The sequence below is a fragment of the Paenibacillus solisilvae genome (assembly GCF_042656405.1).
Classification (GTDB): Bacteria; Bacillota; Bacilli; order Paenibacillales; family Paenibacillaceae; genus Paenibacillus_Z; species Paenibacillus_Z solisilvae.
This window is the reverse complement of the sequence record NZ_JBHSOW010000016.1, coordinates 40,627-56,892: the sequence shown is the minus strand read 5'-3', so window position 1 is coordinate 56,892 and position 16,266 is coordinate 40,627. Positions and strand designations below refer to the sequence as shown.

Genomic DNA, 16,266 nt, shown 5'->3' with positions numbered 1-16,266 from the left:
TGTCAGAGTTGCTCATGACGATGTGATCACTCCATAAGCAATTTTGTTAGCGTGCTTGCGCTCAAAGCCCAGGCGAACAAATTCGCCGCTATCCCGGTGCTCCTTGAGCACGACGGATTTGCGGGCCACGCGTATCGCATGTTGAACCGAGTCCTCATCCAGGGCTGCGCGGTTTGCAAGAGCCCTAAGGGGCTGGATGGATGAAGAGTCGTGAAGCGGCTGCCTGAACATCGGGTCGAAATACACAATATCAACACTCTTGTCCGGCTGCTTTTCTAACCAACTCTTGTGGTCCATGCATATGACCTCAATACGACGGAGAGCTTCATTGACATCTTCATGTCCGGTTTGATAGGACTGCAGGCCTTCCCGGATGACAGTGGACAGCACTTGCGCACTCTCCAAAGCGGTGACCTGTCCACCCGCACCTGCCGCATATGAGAATACGATAGAATCTGAACCTAATCCAGCTGTACAATCGACAATTGAATCGCCTGGAACGCATCCCGAAACATCAATCAACGGGTCACGCTCCCCTTTGCGAAGTCGTTTCACTCGTACATACGCCATGCTGGGGTGAAAATACAGCGGAGTGTCCGAATCCTCATAATAACGCAGTCCCAGGTCGTCTGCAACAAGCAGCCGGTTATCATTGTACCGCTGCCTTAATAAGGTCAGCGAATCCTGCTTCCTCGGGACGAAACGCCCGCCGAGCTCCTCACTGATACGGTGTGCGTAAGCGACCAGCTCTTCCGAGGGCTTATGCGGTGTAGTAACAATCATGACATCACCCGTTTAAACATTTTTTCCAGCTGGTAAGTAGACATATGGACAACGATCGGTCTGCCATGCGGGCAGGTATAAGGCTGATTGCACGCCCCTAACCGATGCAGCAGGCCTTCCCCTTCTTCCCGGGTCAACCGGTCGTTGGCCTTAATAGACGCTTTACAGGAGCACATAATAGCCGACTTCTCCCGAAGCTTGCCGATATCAATGGATCCGCGTTCATTCAGCAGCCATTCGATCATCTCTTCAATAACCGACTGCTCATCCCCTTGAGGCAGCCACTCCGGATAAGACCTTACGAGGAAGGTATGACTGCCGAATGGCTCCAGCTCAACTCCCGCCTCCAGCATGAAGTCTAACCGATCCTTCAGCGCTGCCGCCTCTGTAGATGTGTATTCCAGTGTCATCGGCACGAGCAGCTGCTGGCTCGCCTGCTGCGGACGGCTAAACTTATCGAAGTAATATTCATAATGAATACGCTCATGCGCCGCATGCTGATCGATTAAGAATAAGCCTTCTTCGTTCTGGGCGACGATATACGTTCCATGAAGCTGACCGATCCAGTACAGCTCGGGAAAAGATGGAGCCGCAGGTATTCCGGTGCTCGATATAAGGCTGCTGCCAGGCGGGAGATGAACCTGCTCTGGTGAAGGGTCCTTTTCATGCACAGAATGAACGGTATCTGCTTCAAACACCGCACCTGCTGCGGTTTCACGCATAACCTGATCCGCCATCCGCTGATTAGGCAATTCAGCAGACGGCGGTGCATACAGCCGTTCGGCGGCATCCTTAGGGATGACGGAACGCGCGCTCTGCCAGTCCGGAAGTACATTTCTGCTTCGTACAGAGTATCCGGCGGAATGATCCGCTTGATTGGAATAATTTCCAATGCCGCTGCCCGTCGACCGTGATGCTGCAGACCAAGGCCAACGGTCGTTTTGCCCGCTGCCGCCTGCTTGACTGCCGCCGGATGACGTTTGACTCTCCTTGCTCTCAACTCGCCGCCCCGAATCGTCCACGATCGAACGGAAGGATGGCTCGGGCTGATGAAAAGAGATATTTTCCTGAATGAAAACGGGCTTAGAACGCTCAGCCGGTGCGGGACCCGGTATATGCCGCTGCTTGCCGAGCGCTGCACTTACTGTTTCCTCGATAAATTGACGAAGCTCTGCTTCTTTGCTGAACCTTACCTCCATCTTGGATGGATGCACGTTCACATCCAGCAGGCTGGGATGCATACCGATCTCCAGCACGATCATCGGATACCGATTTATGGGAAGCAGCGTGTGATACGCTTGCATAATGGCTTGGTTTATCACGAAGCTCCGGATATAGCGGCCGTTGACCACAAGCGTGATCCCATTGCGGTTAGCTCTTGTTTGTTCCGGTTTAGAGATGTATCCCCGAAGATCATAATCCGCTTGCTCCCCTTCAATCGGAAGCATCGATTTGGCAGCTGTCGTTCCATATATCGCAGCAAACGTCTGGAGACGGTCACCGGTTCCAAGCGTGCGAAGCAGCTGGCCGCCATTATGCTTAAGCGTGAAAGCAATTCCTGGATGTGCAAGCGCCAGACGATTCACATAATCCGCAATATGACCGATCTCCGTCTGAATCGTCTTCATGTATTTAAGCCGTGCAGGCGTATTATAAAATAATTCACGTACCGATATATCCGTCCCTTGAGGCGCACTGGTCTCTTCGTTCACACGAATACTGCCGCCCTCAATAACAAGTCTGCGGCCAAGTCCTGTCGCCTCCGGAGAGGATATACATTCCACACGGGCTACCGCCGCAATACTCGGAAGCGCTTCGCCCCGGAAGCCAAGGCTGGCAATACGGAACAAGTCCTTGCCGGATGAGATTTTACTTGTTGCATGTCGGAAGAATGCCGTCTCGATGTCATCACCGTCAATGCCTGAACCGTTATCGGTTACACGCACTAAAGTGAGACCTCCTTCTTCGATGACGATATCAATCGTCGAGCTTCCCGCATCAATGGCATTTTCCACAAGCTCTTTGACGACCGAGGATGGCCGTTCAACCACTTCTCCCGCAGCAATCTGATTGGCAAGCTGCTCGTCCAATACATGAATTTTGCCCATTTATGCCGCCTCCTTCCTCAATTATTCGTACTTGCTGACACTTATTTATCTTCCGTAAGCTTAAGCTTCATTTCATTCAGCCATTGCATGGCCTGCATCGGCGTCATATTAAAGAGATCCAGCCGTTTAAGCTGGTCCGCAAGCTGCTCGGCTTTCGGACTTGCTTTGCGCACCTTGGTCTGTTCCAGCACAGGCTCGGAGAAAATAGACAGCTGAACAACCTCCGCCGCAGCTGCCGAACGGCTCGAATCAGCCTCAGCCGTGACGGCGGGCGCGATGACGGTTTCTTTCACTGGGGCAGCTTGTTCGTAGGCAGAGGCTGCCTCGCGCACAGAAGCAGCAACCAGCTCTTTCTTATCCTCGATCGCAAGAGGCTGCGCTGAACGCTGCAGCCCGTCTTGCTCGTTCACATGTGTTTCCAGCAGCGTATAGGCGCGGGATATGATGCTGCTTGGAAGACCGGCGAGCTGCGCGCAATAAATGCCGTAGCTGCTGCTGGCCGCTCCCGGTACCAGCTTGCGCAGGAAGGTCACGTTATCACCGGTTTCTTGAACAGCCATACAAGCATTCGCGAGTGAAGGAAGCGTATCTTCCAAATGCGCCAGCTCATGGAAATGCGTCGAGACCAGCGCTTTGCTGCCTACAACATGATGAACATATTCAATGACCGCTTGTGCAATCGCCATGCCTTCGCCAGTCGAAGTCCCGCGTCCAAGCTCGTCGATAATAACCAAGCTTTGAGCGGTTGCCTTCTCTGTCATCGTCTGGATGTCCTTCATCTCGACCATGAATGTGCTCTGCCCGCCGATAAGGTCATCCGCTGCTCCGATCCGGGTAAAGATCCGGTCGATGAGCGGAACCTCAGCACGCTTCGCAGGGACGAAGCAGCCGATTTGGGCCATGATGCAAACGAGCGCTACTTGACGCATGTAGGTGCTTTTACCCGCCATGTTAGGACCGGTAATAAGCAGCATGGATGAACCGCCGCCGCCGCCGCGCAGGGACGTGCTGTTCGCGATGAATGGCGTACCCTCCATAACGGCTTCAACGACGGGATGACGGCCGTCTTCAACAATTAAATCAAAGCCTTCGGTAACTTCGGGCTTAACGAAGCGCTGATCGGCACTGACGGTCGCCATTGATTGAAACACATCTAAAGCGGCAAGCATCTCGGCCAGTTTCTGCAGACGATGCAGATGGACTGCTAAGTGATCGCGCAGCTCGATGAATTTGGCGTATTCCAGATCGACCATTTTATCTTCAGCTTCAAGGATCAGCCGCTCTTTCTCTTTAAGCTCCGGTGTCACGTAGCGTTCTGCGTTCGTAAGCGTCTGCTTACGCTCGTAGCGCCCCTCCGGCAGCATTGAGATATTCGCTTTGGACACTTCCAGATAATAACCAAATACTTTGTTGTACCCGATCTTCAGCGACTTGATTCCGGTTGCCTCTCGTTCCTGGCGTTCCAGATCGGCAAGCCACTTCTTGCCGTTCACGCTCGCCTCCCGAAGCTCGTCCAGATAGCTGTCGTAGCCCGCCCGAATAAGAGAACCCTCGCGCACCGAGACCGGCGGATCATCAACGACAACCGTTTCTATGATAGCCGCCAAGTCCCCGCAGCCGTCGATTCCATCAACCAGCTTGCGTAGTGTTGCCGAATCCGAAGCCGCGCACAACGAGGTAAGGGCAGGCACATGCTGCAGTGAAGATTTCAGGGCATTCAGATCGCGTCCGTTCGCACTTCCGAATGCGACACGTCCGACCAGCCGCTCAAGGTCATAGATTTCGCTCAGCTCGCGGCGAAGCTCATCACGGAGCATGAAGCTGCGGTACAGCTTGTCCACCGCTTCCAGCCGTTCATTGATAACGGCTTTATTAAGAAGCGGCTTGTCGATCCACCGGCGAAGCAATCTAGCCCCCATTGAGGTGCGTGTACGATCAAGCAGCCAGAGCAGGGAGCCCTTCTTATTTCGGTCGCGAACCGTTTCGACAAGCTCCAAATTACGGCGTGTGAATGGATCCAGAATCATAAACTGATTCGGTTCATACTCATGAATCCGGCGAATATGGCCAAGCGAACGCTTCTGCGTATCATCCAGATATCCCGTCAGCAAACTGACTGCCCGGTACCGCGCAGGAGGAAGCTCAGGGAGATTCACCTCATTAAATTGTTCTGCGAGCCTGGCTGCTTCCATGACTTCACGGGAAGTAAACAGAACCGGACGATTCCAGCCGGAGGCCGCTGCCCGCAGCTGCTCCAAGGGTCCGTTGTCACCGACGATTTCGGAAGGATGATACACGTTCACCTCATCCGTCAGCATGTCCAGTGCTGCAGCAAATGAAGTCACATAGAGCTCACCCGTCGTTAAATCACAGGCTGCCACGCCGAAGCTGTCGTTAGTATGAGCAATTGAAACAATGAAATTATTCGCTTTCTCAGCGATCGATTTGGATTCCATGACTGTACCTGGCGTAACGACGCGGACGATCTCACGTCTTACAACACCTTTGGCAGCTGATGGATCCTCGACCTGTTCACAGATAGCAACCTTGTAGCCTTTCTCAATTAAACGGGCGATGTATCCCTCTGCAGCGTGATAGGGGATCCCGCACATCGGAATACGTTCCTCCGCTCCGCCTTCTCTTCCTGTTAACGTTATACCAAGCTCACGAGATGCGAGAATAGCGTCATCGAAAAACATTTCATAGAAATCACCAAGCCGGAAAAATAAAAACGCGTCCTTTGCATCCTCTTTAATTGCGAGGTATTGCAGGATCATCGGGGTATATGCAGCCATGCCGCCCCTCCTGTAAGTATGTAACATAAGAATCAAACATCAGAGTTTTATTATAACAGAAAAGCGCCCCCGGTGGAGCGCTCCAGTTATTCCTTGGCGGGGATGCGCCATTTCAAACGGATATCTGCTTGCGTATCCCAGATCCGGCCTTGAAGAGCCGCATTCATAAGAGGTTCAATCCACCGGGATAACTCTTCATAGGAACGGGTCGCTTTCATCGCAGCTATTAATGGTTCTAAACATCCGCGCAGCTGTATCCGATCCCCCGAATAATAAGCATCGATTATCCGCTCTTCGCGGGATGGCAGATAAAGCAGCTGATCCGTCTCACGCGCACATAGCAGCATGAGCGCAAAAGCACCCTTCGCAGCAAGCGGTGAAACGAGCCAGCTGGGAAGCGTGCGATATTCAAATCCGCCATGGGGCTGAAATCTAAAATCGCCGAGCGATCCAAAACGCGGTCTGCGTAATTGTTCATTTGCTGACTCTATCATAGCCAGAGGCAGTGCCAGATAGCTGTCAAGCTGATGAAGCAGGCGGCTTGTCAACTTGACACCGCTGAGGTGGATGTGACCGCCAAGCGCAAAGCCGGGAGCCGGCATTCCGCCAGCAGCCCATCGAAGCGTCTGATCTGAAATCCGCATATTCGCTTGCAGGAGCAGCTGATGGATATGATGCGCAAGCCGCACAGGCGTAGATGCTGGAGCCGGCCTCAGCTCAGCCACCGGATACATCACTCTACCTCCGACAACAACAGCATCACATCCTGTTCCATGCCCGCCTTCCAAATACCGGGCCGCCGATACAACCTTCCCCTGCTTGGACAGGAGCAGAAATTCCGGATCTGCCCCTATCAGCTGTTCTTTGTCTTTGTTCTCCCTGCCTGGAAGAGCGAATTGTCCGGTTTGCCAATCTGCTGCAAACTTCTGGATCGCCTTATCCCAGACGGTTCCGCCAAGCGCAGCGATTTCCGGCAATTCAACAGCTTTGACTGTGCATCTGCCGCTGCCCTCTGTATGGATGCTGACAACGGCCAGCTCCAACCCGAGGGCATGCAGAGCCTTCAAGGCCAGCCGGGTCAAACGAATATATAAAGGATCTGCCGGATCAAGCTGCTGGCGGCTTTCGGCTGCCCCCTCGGCCGCCCATGCTGCGGAAGCACCGCTGCGGCTGAATGAATGACTCGCTGCTGCCGGCATAACCCGTTGAACTTCAATTGGCTGCAGATGAAAGACCGAAACTGCAAAATTCCGGCTTCCAGCGCTTCCTGCTGTATCCTCTATCCTCACGCCGGATCGAGCTAACCGGCGTTTCATTTCAGCAGGTTTCAATTGTGCGAAAGCAGAGGCTTCCGCGTTTAATACGAACGGCTCCCCGGCTGCCCGCCATGCTGGCGGAAGAGGACAATCGTCGATTACGATAACAGCATCCGAGGCAGCCGGCACACCGTCCCGCCACGCTTGGAGACTGAATGCTGAAGCCTCGCGGCGCTTCCTGCTCCAGTACCAAACCTTACCGGCCATCTTCTTAACCTCCGATCGATCGCTGCTCTTACCTAAAGCCCGCTTTCGCAGCCTGATTCTTACAGCCCAAACCTTATATTTTTCCAAAAAAAAGAGGGCTCACGCCCTCGAATCCTTGCTCTTGCCCGCATACGATAGAGTATTCCGCTGTAACCCTCGAAATTACAGCTCGTCGTCGAGAAGATCTGGATCCAAATCTTCAAAGTCGCCATCATCGCCGTATTCGATACCTTTGTCAAAGTCTTCATGCCCGCCCGGCAGCGTGGCAACCCATACCTTTGTTTCAGCAATCAATTCGACTGCAAACTCACGCTCAACACGAATAACAACGCCTGAGCCGCTTGCCGAAATGTTTGCCTCCACACAGTTTGGTTCCTGCGTCGAATCAGCCGAAACTTCCTCCGTCGAAGCCCGATGCTTCGGATCGAGATAGGAAAGCGGCACATGCTCGACGTAAGACAACGTTTCTTTCGCTACATCGGTCTGGGAATTCTTGTTGTAAGAATACCAGATGTTGATATCGTAAGTACCGATAACCTCGATCCCATCGCCGGAACGGACCGCCTCATATTGATGATTAATAATCCATGCGCCCAATATGCTAGTGGGATGATGAGGCGGCGTAACGTTGTGAGTTACTGTAGAAAACTTACGACCTTTGCCGCAGACAGCTTTGGTAATAATTTCTCTAGCCTTAAGCTGTTTATCTGCATAAGCCATCGCTTTAACCTCCTCCATACAATCATTCATTTAAAGTGTATGCAGGACATTCGTCTAGGGTGACTATTTCTTTTTGACATGTACAAATTTTATAGGCTTATTCTTGTAATTCGCTCTGCAGCTTAAAACGACTGTTCACGTGCGGCCGTTTTTTGGCTGTTTTTTTGTTTTTTCCACCGTTTTGCGATACCCAGATAACGCTCGAGCTCAAGCATTAACTGCAGCAAGGCCGCCCTTACTTCAAATTCCTTGCGGGTTATGGGCAGCGGCATCGAACGGAACCGCGCTCTGAGCTGGGATAAGCTCTGCTCTACTGCGCCTTCATAAACATCGGATTTCACATCATCCTCCAAATGGTCGAACAGCTCAGCAATCAGCTCGCCTTGCGGCAGCGATTCATAGACCAGGGACAGATGCACCAGCATCTGCCCGATGGATTCAAACTGCTGGTGCCTCATATCAAAGTAAGTCGGCCAATAGCGCCAATAAGCGCCATCCTGCCCCCAAATGCGGTTCTCAAGGCTTAACTCCGCCCGCCTTGTTCCCTCTTCGATCGCTTTGCTTGCTTCCAGTACTTCTTCCCCGTCCCACACCAGAGATGGAGTGCGCAGAGTTTGTGCCATATTATGAAAAATAGCGCTAAACTTCTCTTCCGTTATAAGCCGAAGCTCCAGGACCTTCTTCTCTTCCTTGGGCACATAAAGGAGATTGATGACTGTCGCCCATCCAAGCCCGGTCAGCAGCAGCATAATTTCATTGCCGATTAGTTCCATCGTTACTTCTTCTCTGGCATAGATATGGAAGACGATGACGGCGCTTGTTACGATTCCATCCTTGAGGTGAATCCGGGATAGCACCGGAAAAGTAAGCAATATAAAGATTGAAATCGTCCATATATGAAAACCAAGCACGATAAATAACAACGAGGCGAAGAAAAGCCCCAGCACGGAGGCTACAAACCGCACAAACGCGTTCTTCAGCCCTCTTAGCCGTGTGACTTCAACACCAAGAATGGCAAGGAGTCCGGCAGACAGAGGCGGCTGAAGATCGAGATAATGTGCCGTATATAGCGCAGCTAGGGCGGCTAAAGCGGTTTTGACTACACGAATTCCCATGTGATTCTCCTGACATGCTTACCGATTCATTCCGGTTTTTCCCTTATCGTACCCCTGTCATTATTAATCAGTCAACTCTATGCACCGAATCATAGCTTTTCAAAACAATAACGGCATTATGACCGCCAAAGCCAAAGGAGTTACTTATGCCGATCTTCAAATCCGCTTGACGGGCAGCGTTAGGCACGTAATCCAAGTCACATACGGGGTCACGTTCAAACTGATTAATTGTTGGGGTAATCATGCCTTCATTTAAGCTTTTTACTAATGCTATCGCTTGAACCCCGCCTGCAGCCCCCAGCATATGTCCTGTCATCGACTTGTTCGCCGTAACCGGGATTTGATAGGCAGCATCTCCAAACAGCCGTTTGATCGCCAAGGTCTCTGATTTATCGCCAAGCTCTGTGCTTGTCGCATGCGCATGAATCACGTCCACTTCCTCCGGCTTGATCCCCGCTTCCCGAAGAGCTGCCCGCATGGCCAAGTAAGGACCAATTCCTTCCGGATGTGTCGCAACCATATGATAAGCATCTGAGCTTGCCCCATAACCAATGACTTCCCCGTAAATCCGGGCGTCCCTGCGCAAAGCATGGGAGAGAGTTTCCAGAACAAGAATTCCGGCTCCCTCCGCCATCACGAAACCGTCCCGACCCGCATCGAACGGCCGACTTGCCCTGCCAGGCTCATCATTGCGTGTGGATAATGCAGTCGCATTGCTGAAGCTTGCCAAAGAAATCTCTGATACGGCTGCCTCCGAACCGCCTGCGATAATAACGTCCGCACCGCCCATCGCCAGGAGTCGGTACGCTTCACCTATAGCTGTATTACCGATCGAACAAGCTGTTACCGGAGAAAGGGTCGGCCCTTGTGAGCCGTAACGAATGCTGATCATCGCCGCTGCCATATTGGATATCATCATCGGGACAAGGGTTGGACTAACCCTCTCCGGACCACGGTCCTGAAGCACCCCGTCTTGTTCGAGCAGCGTGGTCAGCCCTCCGATACCGGAGCCCACATACACGCCCATACGTTCCAGATCCACGTTCGCAAGATCAAGCCCTGAATCCGCGACCGCCTGCTCCGCTGCCGCCAGCGCGAATTGACAGAACCTGTCCATCCGGCGCGCTTCCTTCCGTCCGAAGATCGCCTCTGCATCGAAATTCCGCACCAGCCCTGCAATCTTCGCTTTATGTCTAGCCGTATCAAATGTATCGATCTGCGCAATCCCTGATTGACCGGCGAGCAAATTCGTCCACAACGTCTCCACATCATTGCCTAGCGGCGTTATAGCACCCAAACCTGTAATAACGACTCTTTCCATATGTGTTTGCCTCCTTAAAGTTTTATGAAGCAATACTTGCAGGGTTACATCGCAATAAAACTGGCTGCGGAAGCATAAGCCTCGTTTTATGAAGCAATGCTTTCCGAACTGCTTCGCAATAAAACTGACTTGCTATGCCTTCTCAGGCAACCCTTGTGAAAGCAAGTTTGTCACACTTCCTATCCTATTACAAGTTGTTGTTTATCATAGTATAATGTATACCATGATAACTGAATTGCGAGGTGAACCGTTTCATGAATCATCAGACTAGACTCCAGGCTCTATCCACTTTCTTGAAAGCTCAGCGAATGAAAATAGTACCTCAATCCGTTGGAATTCCAACAGGAACTCGCCGCAGAACGCCTGGCCTGCGCAGAGAGGAAGTCGCTCAGCTCGCAGGGGTAAGTCATACCTGGTATACATGGCTCGAGCAGGGCCGGGATATCAAAGTTTCCACATCTGTTCTCGATGCGGTCTCAAGCGCCCTTCAATTAACGCCGGATGAGAGAAAATATTTATTTGCTCTCGCCCTGGAGGCCGGTACAAGCATTCATCATCCCGGGGAATCGCTGCCGGAAACAACTGAAATTAGTCCCTCTCTGCGTAGAATCTTGTACGAGCTGCGTTCGTGCCCCACCATTATCTCAGACCGCCACTGCCAAATCGTTGGCTGGAACGAAGCAGCATCGCACGTATTCATGGACTTCGAGCAGATTCCATATGACGAGCGAAATATGATTTCGTTATTGTTTATGAGAAAGGAATTCAGGCGGCTTGCCGTGAATTGGGAGCATTTTGTCAGCGGATTCCTAGCCATATTCAGAGCCTACTATGGACAATATGTGGAGGATGAGTGGTATCAGAAATTTCTTACTCGCATGAAAGAGCTCCATCCCGACTTCAGCCGTCTGTGGGAGCAAAGCGCTGTCAGTGCCTCCCCTGAGGTTGTCATAGAATTCAGGCATGCTAAAGCAGGAAAAATGCTCTTCCATCTTACTTCCCTTCAAGTACACGGAAGCATTGATCTGCGCTGCAGCATTTATACTCCTGCTTCGGATTCCACTACCGAAACAAAGCTCAAGCAGCTGATGGATAAAGGGATATCTTCATCCAACTAACCGCTGCAGCAAAGTTGAATGCCTCTGTGCAACTCTCTGCTCCTGCGAAAAAAAAGCTATCCTAGAGCCGAATTTATTCAAGCCCAAAAGATAGCTATATAAAGTTTAGGTTTTATCATGCTGGAGCTTTATCATTTTGAGATATCTGCGAGCCAATTGCCCTCGCCTGCCGCCGCTATACTGCATCTATACAGTTATTTTCAGTCAATATTACTGACCTGAGGAGCTAAACTGGAAAAATCCATTTAATAAGTAAGGTCAGTGCCCAGAAACGCTCATCTGAGCTCAAATAACTGGACAATATGCAGTATAGATCCAGCAGTTGGACCTGCTAAGCCGTTTAACTGGATGAAATCCAGTTTAGAGCGATGCTGTGCCTCCGATTATTTACCTGCTTTCAAAAACGTTTCGGGATATAAGAATCAGCTCCCTGGCCGCCCGTAAAAGCAGAAAAACATTAAATCCAGCATGCTTAACAAATTCATACTATTCAATAGGCCAAAAAAAGAAAGCCTCATTAAATAGAGGCTTCCATTTCAGGAATCTTTAGGGACAGCGCAATAACTTACAGCTTATAAATATCCTTGTATTTTTTCTCAAGGTACGCGACCAAATAATCCGGATCCAGCGGTTTGCCTGTAATGTCTTGAATCAGCTCCGACGGTGTCCGCAGCTTGCCGTACTGATACACCTTATCGGTCAGCCAATCCTTGATCGGATGCAGCTCGCCCTTCTCGACCAGCTCCCAGAAGTCCGGAAGATCGCGTTCCAGGGTATCCGTTATTTGCGCTGCGTACATGTTACCGAGGGAATAGGAGGGAAAATAACCAAAAGCCCCGCCGGACCAATGCACGTCCTGCAGTACGCCTTCGCCGTCATTCTCCGGCACGATGCCCAAATACTCCTTATATTTCTCATTCCACAGCGCCGGAAGCTCGGACGCCTTAACGCCTTCGTTGAAGATCAGCTTCTCCATTTCATATCGAATGATGATGTGCAGATTGTAGGTAAGTTCATCAGCTTCGATCCGGATGAGAGAAGGCTTCACTACATTGGTCGCTCGATAAAAGTCCTCAACCGGAACTTCAAGCTGATTCGGAAAATGCTGCTGTAAATCTTTATAGTAGCGACTCCAGAACGATTTACTGCGGCCGATTACGTTCTCCCAAAAGCGGGACTGGGATTCATGAATCCCCATCGATGTGCCAGTGCAAAGCGTCGTGCCGATCAGCTCATCTTTAATATTCTGCTCATAGAGCGCATGACCGCCCTCATGGATCGTTCCAAACAACGCGCTGGTTACATCGTCAGTCAGGTAGCGGGTCGTGATTCGTACATCGCCGGGATTCAGGCCTGTTGCGAACGGATGCACGCTCTCATCCAGGCGCCCGCCTGTAAAATCAAAGCCCATCTGACCCAAAATGAACAGGCTGAACTTCTTTTGCGCTTCTTTGGCATAGGTCTGCTTCAGGAAATCCGTTGCCGGCTGATGCGGGGATGCTGCAATAGCCGCAGATAACGGAACCAGCTTCTCACGAAGACCGCCAAACACGCGGTCAAGCTCAGCCGTCGTCATGCCAGGCTCATAAGCATCCAGAAGCGTATCGTAACGGGAGCCTTTTACTCCCCATAGATCGATGAATTGATTGGTGTATGTAATGATTTTGTCCAAATAAGGCTCGAAGGAAGCATAGTCGCTCTTCTCCTTCGCTTCTTCCCAGAACGACTCGGCCTGCGAGGTCAGCACGACATACTCCTGATACAGCTTAGGCGGAATTTTGACACTTCGGTCATAATCTTTGCGCGTCTCCGTAACAAGCCGCTGATTAATCTCGTTCAGGTCGGCGAACACACCCGGCTGCTCGAGCTGTGTCAACCATTCACCAAGCTCGGGTGCAGTTGACAGCTTGAACATTTGACCGGATAAATGACCGATCGTCTCCGACCTTACCTCCATACCTTTGCGCGGCGCACCCGTGCGCAAATCCCAGTACAATACACCAAGCGCTTCTTCATAGCTCTTAATCTGCTTGATCTGTGCAAGAAACAAGGATAAGACATTCTCAGCAAGTTGTGTCACAAAGCATCCACCTTTCTATAAGTAAAAAACGGTCACCTACTTGATCATACTTTTTGCAAACCGTATAATCAACTTTAATCCGTGTTTACGCAAGATAAAAATGCGGAAAGGAGTGATAACGATGAATTTTACCTTTACCGATTCCGCAGTGAGCCAGCTCTCCGAACATATGGCGGATTCAAACAAAAGTTTGAAACTGTTTTACGATACGGAAGGCTGCGGCTGTGTCGTGTCAGGTGTACCTGCTCTTCAAATCATTGACAAGCCTTACGAGGACGATAAACTCGGCGAAGGAACGCCTTATTCGGTTTGGTATGAACCCCGCTACGAGGTATTCTTCGAGCCTAATCTCAAAATTGATTATAATCAAGCCCGTCACTCGTTCAGCTTGAAGAGTGATAATCAGATCTACACGGCAAATTTACGTCTGTTGAAGTAACCGGCAGCTTTAGCGTTAAAAAGAGAGAAGTACATTCATACTGTAAATTTATCCAGGATAGGAGATTAACCATGAGCGCAATCCAAGATATTTTGTCCTATAATGAGCAGTTTGTAGAGAACCGGGAATATGAGAAATATTTAACCGATAAGTTTCCAGATAAGAAAATGGTTATTGTAACTTGTATGGATGCCAGGCTGACCGAGCTTTTGCCTAAGGCGCTGAACCTGCGCAATGGGGATGCCAAAATTATCAAAAATGCAGGAGCCATTGTAACTCAGCCCTTCGGCAATATTATGCGGAGTATTCTGGTTGCGGTGTATGAGCTTGGTGCTGACGAAGTGGTTGTCATTGGCCACCATCAATGCGGCATGACAGGTCTCAACCCAGAAGGCGTCATCCAGCATATGCTTGATGGCGGCGTCTCGGAGGAAACCATCCGCACGCTTCGCAATTCCGGGATGCATCTGGAGCGCTGGCTGACCGGCTTCGACAATGTACAGGACAGCGTGGAGAGAAGCGTTGGCATTATAAGCAACCATCCTCTTCTTTCCGCGACAACCCCTGTGCATGGACTAATCATTGATCCTGAAACGGGTAAGCTAGATCTTGTTGTCGACGGCTATGAAGCCCTGCGAACCAAGTTTCAAGGTTAATCCTAACAAGTAATTGTTCTTTCTTAATATAGAAGAGCCTCGCTGCAGACCGAAATGCCGGTGCACCCGAGGCTCTTCTTCATTAAAGACGTTTCTTCTCTTCCCTGGCAATAACCGCGGCCGCTCGTGCTGCGACAACGTCGCTTCGATCACGGAGAGTATGCCGATGCACAAGAGCTGCTTCCCCGCTGCTCGGTGCATTCCATATAAGGCCTCTCATGGAGCAGAGCTGCTTGCATTGCTGGAGAAGAGCTTCATCTTCCAGCGGAATTTCCATATCTGTGAATGGCTCACCTCTCTCAATGTCATCAAGCCTAGACATGAGCATCTCCCGAAGCTTCACCCCGTTTACACCGATTTGCGAAGCCTCCGCGTCCGTTATTTTATTCTTCGATTGCCGCAGCATTTTTAAGGCTCCGGGTATATTTCCTCTCCGCTGATGATAGGAACCTACTGCCAATTGAATAAGCCCGACCCAAATCCGGCCAAGGCCGTCTCCGGGATGTTCCTTCCAATATTCCTCCAGCAGTTCATGGCATTCAAAATAATCTCTAGTCGCATGAAATTCCACCAGATATGAAAGATATGCAGATGGATACTCGTTATTTGGCATCGTTATCCCCCATTATAATCAATAGCATTCATGAAAAGAGAATGAAAGTTGAAACCTTTGATTATATTAGACGTAAATGAAGCGAAAGGCAATGACAGATGTACGAGCACTCGCTCAGGAGGAGATTGACAGATGAGAAGAACACTATTGCTGCTGATGGCCTTCACTTTATTCTTCGCTTTCAGTGCTGGATCGGTGGATGCAAGACCCAAATTCGGGGGCATCAAGTCACCCAAGAAGAGCTATACACAGACGCCGGCTAAGCCGGCCGAAAATGTAAATAAAAGCACACCCGGTACTTCAGGTACTGCAAAAACAGGCACGACAGCCAATCGCGGATTCTTCAGCGGCGGCAGTTTAATGAAGGGATTAATGATCGGCGGTATCGCAGGCTTGCTGTTTGGAAGCATGTTTGGTACAGGGTTTTTCAGCAACTTCCTCGGCCTGGTTGTTAACCTATTGGCTATTTATCTAGTCATCGTTGCGATTCGCGGGATATTCCTCTACTTCCGCAACCGTCGCCGCCGGGCGCATCCGGGTGACCGGGGACGCTACTAAAGGTGAGAATCTATACCGATGAGATTATTAACGCAGTCTGCCTCCATATGGCTGAGCGTCGAGGAGTCTCGCCATCGGATGTGGAAGTGCAGTTATCGTGGGAGGAGCAATACGGCTTCACCGCTGAGGTTTGGGTGAATGGCCGCAACCAATATTTAATAGAGGCAAACCTGCTTGAAGCAATTGAGCAGTATTTGCTGAAGCAGTATAAGATCCGTAAGTTCCGCTCCCAAATCACGCTTGATGCGGATGAAGAATTTTGGGCAGATATCGAGGACTAACCGGATTGGTTGGTTCGATACGCAAACGAGTGCAGAGATTGTTTTCTGCGCTCGTTTTTTTTGCTGCAAGCTGTTAATTAGTAAATACCGGTAAATGCCGTTTTCCTCGCAACCTCTTCCTCTCTCCAGAGTCTAATAGACTAAATTGGGAGAGGA

The 16,266-nt window shown here is 50.6% G+C and carries 14 protein-coding genes; 5 read left to right on the top strand and 9 right to left on the bottom strand.

Translation table 11 applies throughout. The features are described from left to right. Window positions 1-12 precede the first annotated feature (12 nt). The 7 genes from ACFPYJ_RS04580 to fabF form a co-directional block, all read right to left on the bottom strand. The gene (locus tag ACFPYJ_RS04580) at window positions 13-783 is read right to left on the bottom strand and encodes a class I SAM-dependent methyltransferase (protein ID WP_379186871.1); all 771 of its coding nucleotides are present in this window, start codon (window positions 781-783) and stop codon (window positions 13-15) included. Next, window positions 780-2,891, bottom strand: coding sequence for a DNA mismatch repair endonuclease MutL (mutL, locus tag ACFPYJ_RS04575; protein WP_379186870.1), 2,112 nt, complete (start codon window positions 2,889-2,891; stop codon window positions 780-782). Before mutL ends, ACFPYJ_RS04580 begins: the two co-directional genes overlap by 4 nt. Before the next feature lie 41 nt (window positions 2,892-2,932). Continuing rightward, a complete protein-coding gene (mutS, locus tag ACFPYJ_RS04570) occupies window positions 2,933-5,686 on the bottom strand; it encodes a DNA mismatch repair protein MutS (protein WP_379186869.1) in 2,754 nt (917 codons plus the stop codon). An 86-nt stretch (window positions 5,687-5,772) separates the two neighbouring features. Then, window positions 5,773-7,209: a putative amidoligase domain-containing protein gene (locus ACFPYJ_RS04565; RefSeq protein WP_379186868.1), complete on the bottom strand. Its 1,437-nt coding sequence runs from the start codon at window positions 7,207-7,209 to the stop codon at window positions 5,773-5,775. Between the two features lie 162 nt (window positions 7,210-7,371). Further along, window positions 7,372-7,929, bottom strand: a complete 558-nt coding sequence (locus ACFPYJ_RS04560) for an outer spore coat protein CotE (protein ID WP_379186867.1) — start codon at window positions 7,927-7,929, stop codon at window positions 7,372-7,374. 122 nt (window positions 7,930-8,051) lie between these two features. Continuing rightward, entirely contained in the window at window positions 8,052-9,044 is a 993-nt protein-coding gene (locus ACFPYJ_RS04555) for an aromatic acid exporter family protein (protein WP_379186866.1), read from the bottom strand. 67 nt (window positions 9,045-9,111) lie between these two features. Beyond that, window positions 9,112-10,365, bottom strand: coding sequence for a beta-ketoacyl-ACP synthase II (gene fabF, locus ACFPYJ_RS04550; protein WP_379186865.1), 1,254 nt, complete (start codon window positions 10,363-10,365; stop codon window positions 9,112-9,114). Window positions 10,366-10,619: 254 nt separating this feature from the next. Here fabF and ACFPYJ_RS04545 point away from each other — a divergent pair, with 254 nt between their 5' ends. Beyond that, window positions 10,620-11,483: a helix-turn-helix transcriptional regulator gene (locus tag ACFPYJ_RS04545; RefSeq protein WP_379186864.1), complete on the top strand. Its 864-nt coding sequence runs from the start codon at window positions 10,620-10,622 to the stop codon at window positions 11,481-11,483. Between the two features lie 565 nt (window positions 11,484-12,048). Here ACFPYJ_RS04545 and ACFPYJ_RS04540 read toward each other — a convergent pair. After that, the gene (locus ACFPYJ_RS04540) at window positions 12,049-13,563 is read right to left on the bottom strand and encodes a carboxypeptidase M32 (protein WP_379186863.1); all 1,515 of its coding nucleotides are present in this window, start codon (window positions 13,561-13,563) and stop codon (window positions 12,049-12,051) included. Between the two features lie 121 nt (window positions 13,564-13,684). Between ACFPYJ_RS04540 and ACFPYJ_RS04535 the strand changes: the two genes are divergently transcribed. Both ACFPYJ_RS04535 and ACFPYJ_RS04530 read left to right on the top strand, forming a co-directional pair. Beyond that, a complete protein-coding gene (locus ACFPYJ_RS04535; protein WP_379186862.1) occupies window positions 13,685-14,002 on the top strand; it encodes an iron-sulfur cluster biosynthesis family protein in 318 nt (105 codons plus the stop codon). 71 nt (window positions 14,003-14,073) lie between these two features. Beyond that, entirely contained in the window at window positions 14,074-14,658 is a 585-nt protein-coding gene (locus ACFPYJ_RS04530) for a beta-class carbonic anhydrase (protein ID WP_379186861.1), read from the top strand. A gap of 82 nt (window positions 14,659-14,740) precedes the next feature. On the opposite strand, the gene ACFPYJ_RS04525 is transcribed toward ACFPYJ_RS04530, so the two are convergent. Beyond that, window positions 14,741-15,271, bottom strand: a complete 531-nt coding sequence (locus tag ACFPYJ_RS04525; protein ID WP_379186860.1) for a DUF309 domain-containing protein — start codon at window positions 15,269-15,271, stop codon at window positions 14,741-14,743. 132 nt (window positions 15,272-15,403) lie between these two features. Here ACFPYJ_RS04525 and ACFPYJ_RS04520 point away from each other — a divergent pair, with 132 nt between their 5' ends. Next, window positions 15,404-15,829, top strand: a complete 426-nt coding sequence (locus ACFPYJ_RS04520) for a hypothetical protein (protein ID WP_379186859.1) — start codon at window positions 15,404-15,406, stop codon at window positions 15,827-15,829. Between the two features lie 2 nt (window positions 15,830-15,831). Further along, on the top strand, window positions 15,832-16,110 hold the full coding sequence (locus ACFPYJ_RS04515; RefSeq protein ID WP_379186858.1) for a YxcD family protein: 279 nt from the start codon (window positions 15,832-15,834) through the stop codon (window positions 16,108-16,110). Window positions 16,111-16,266: the final 156 nt, after the last annotated feature.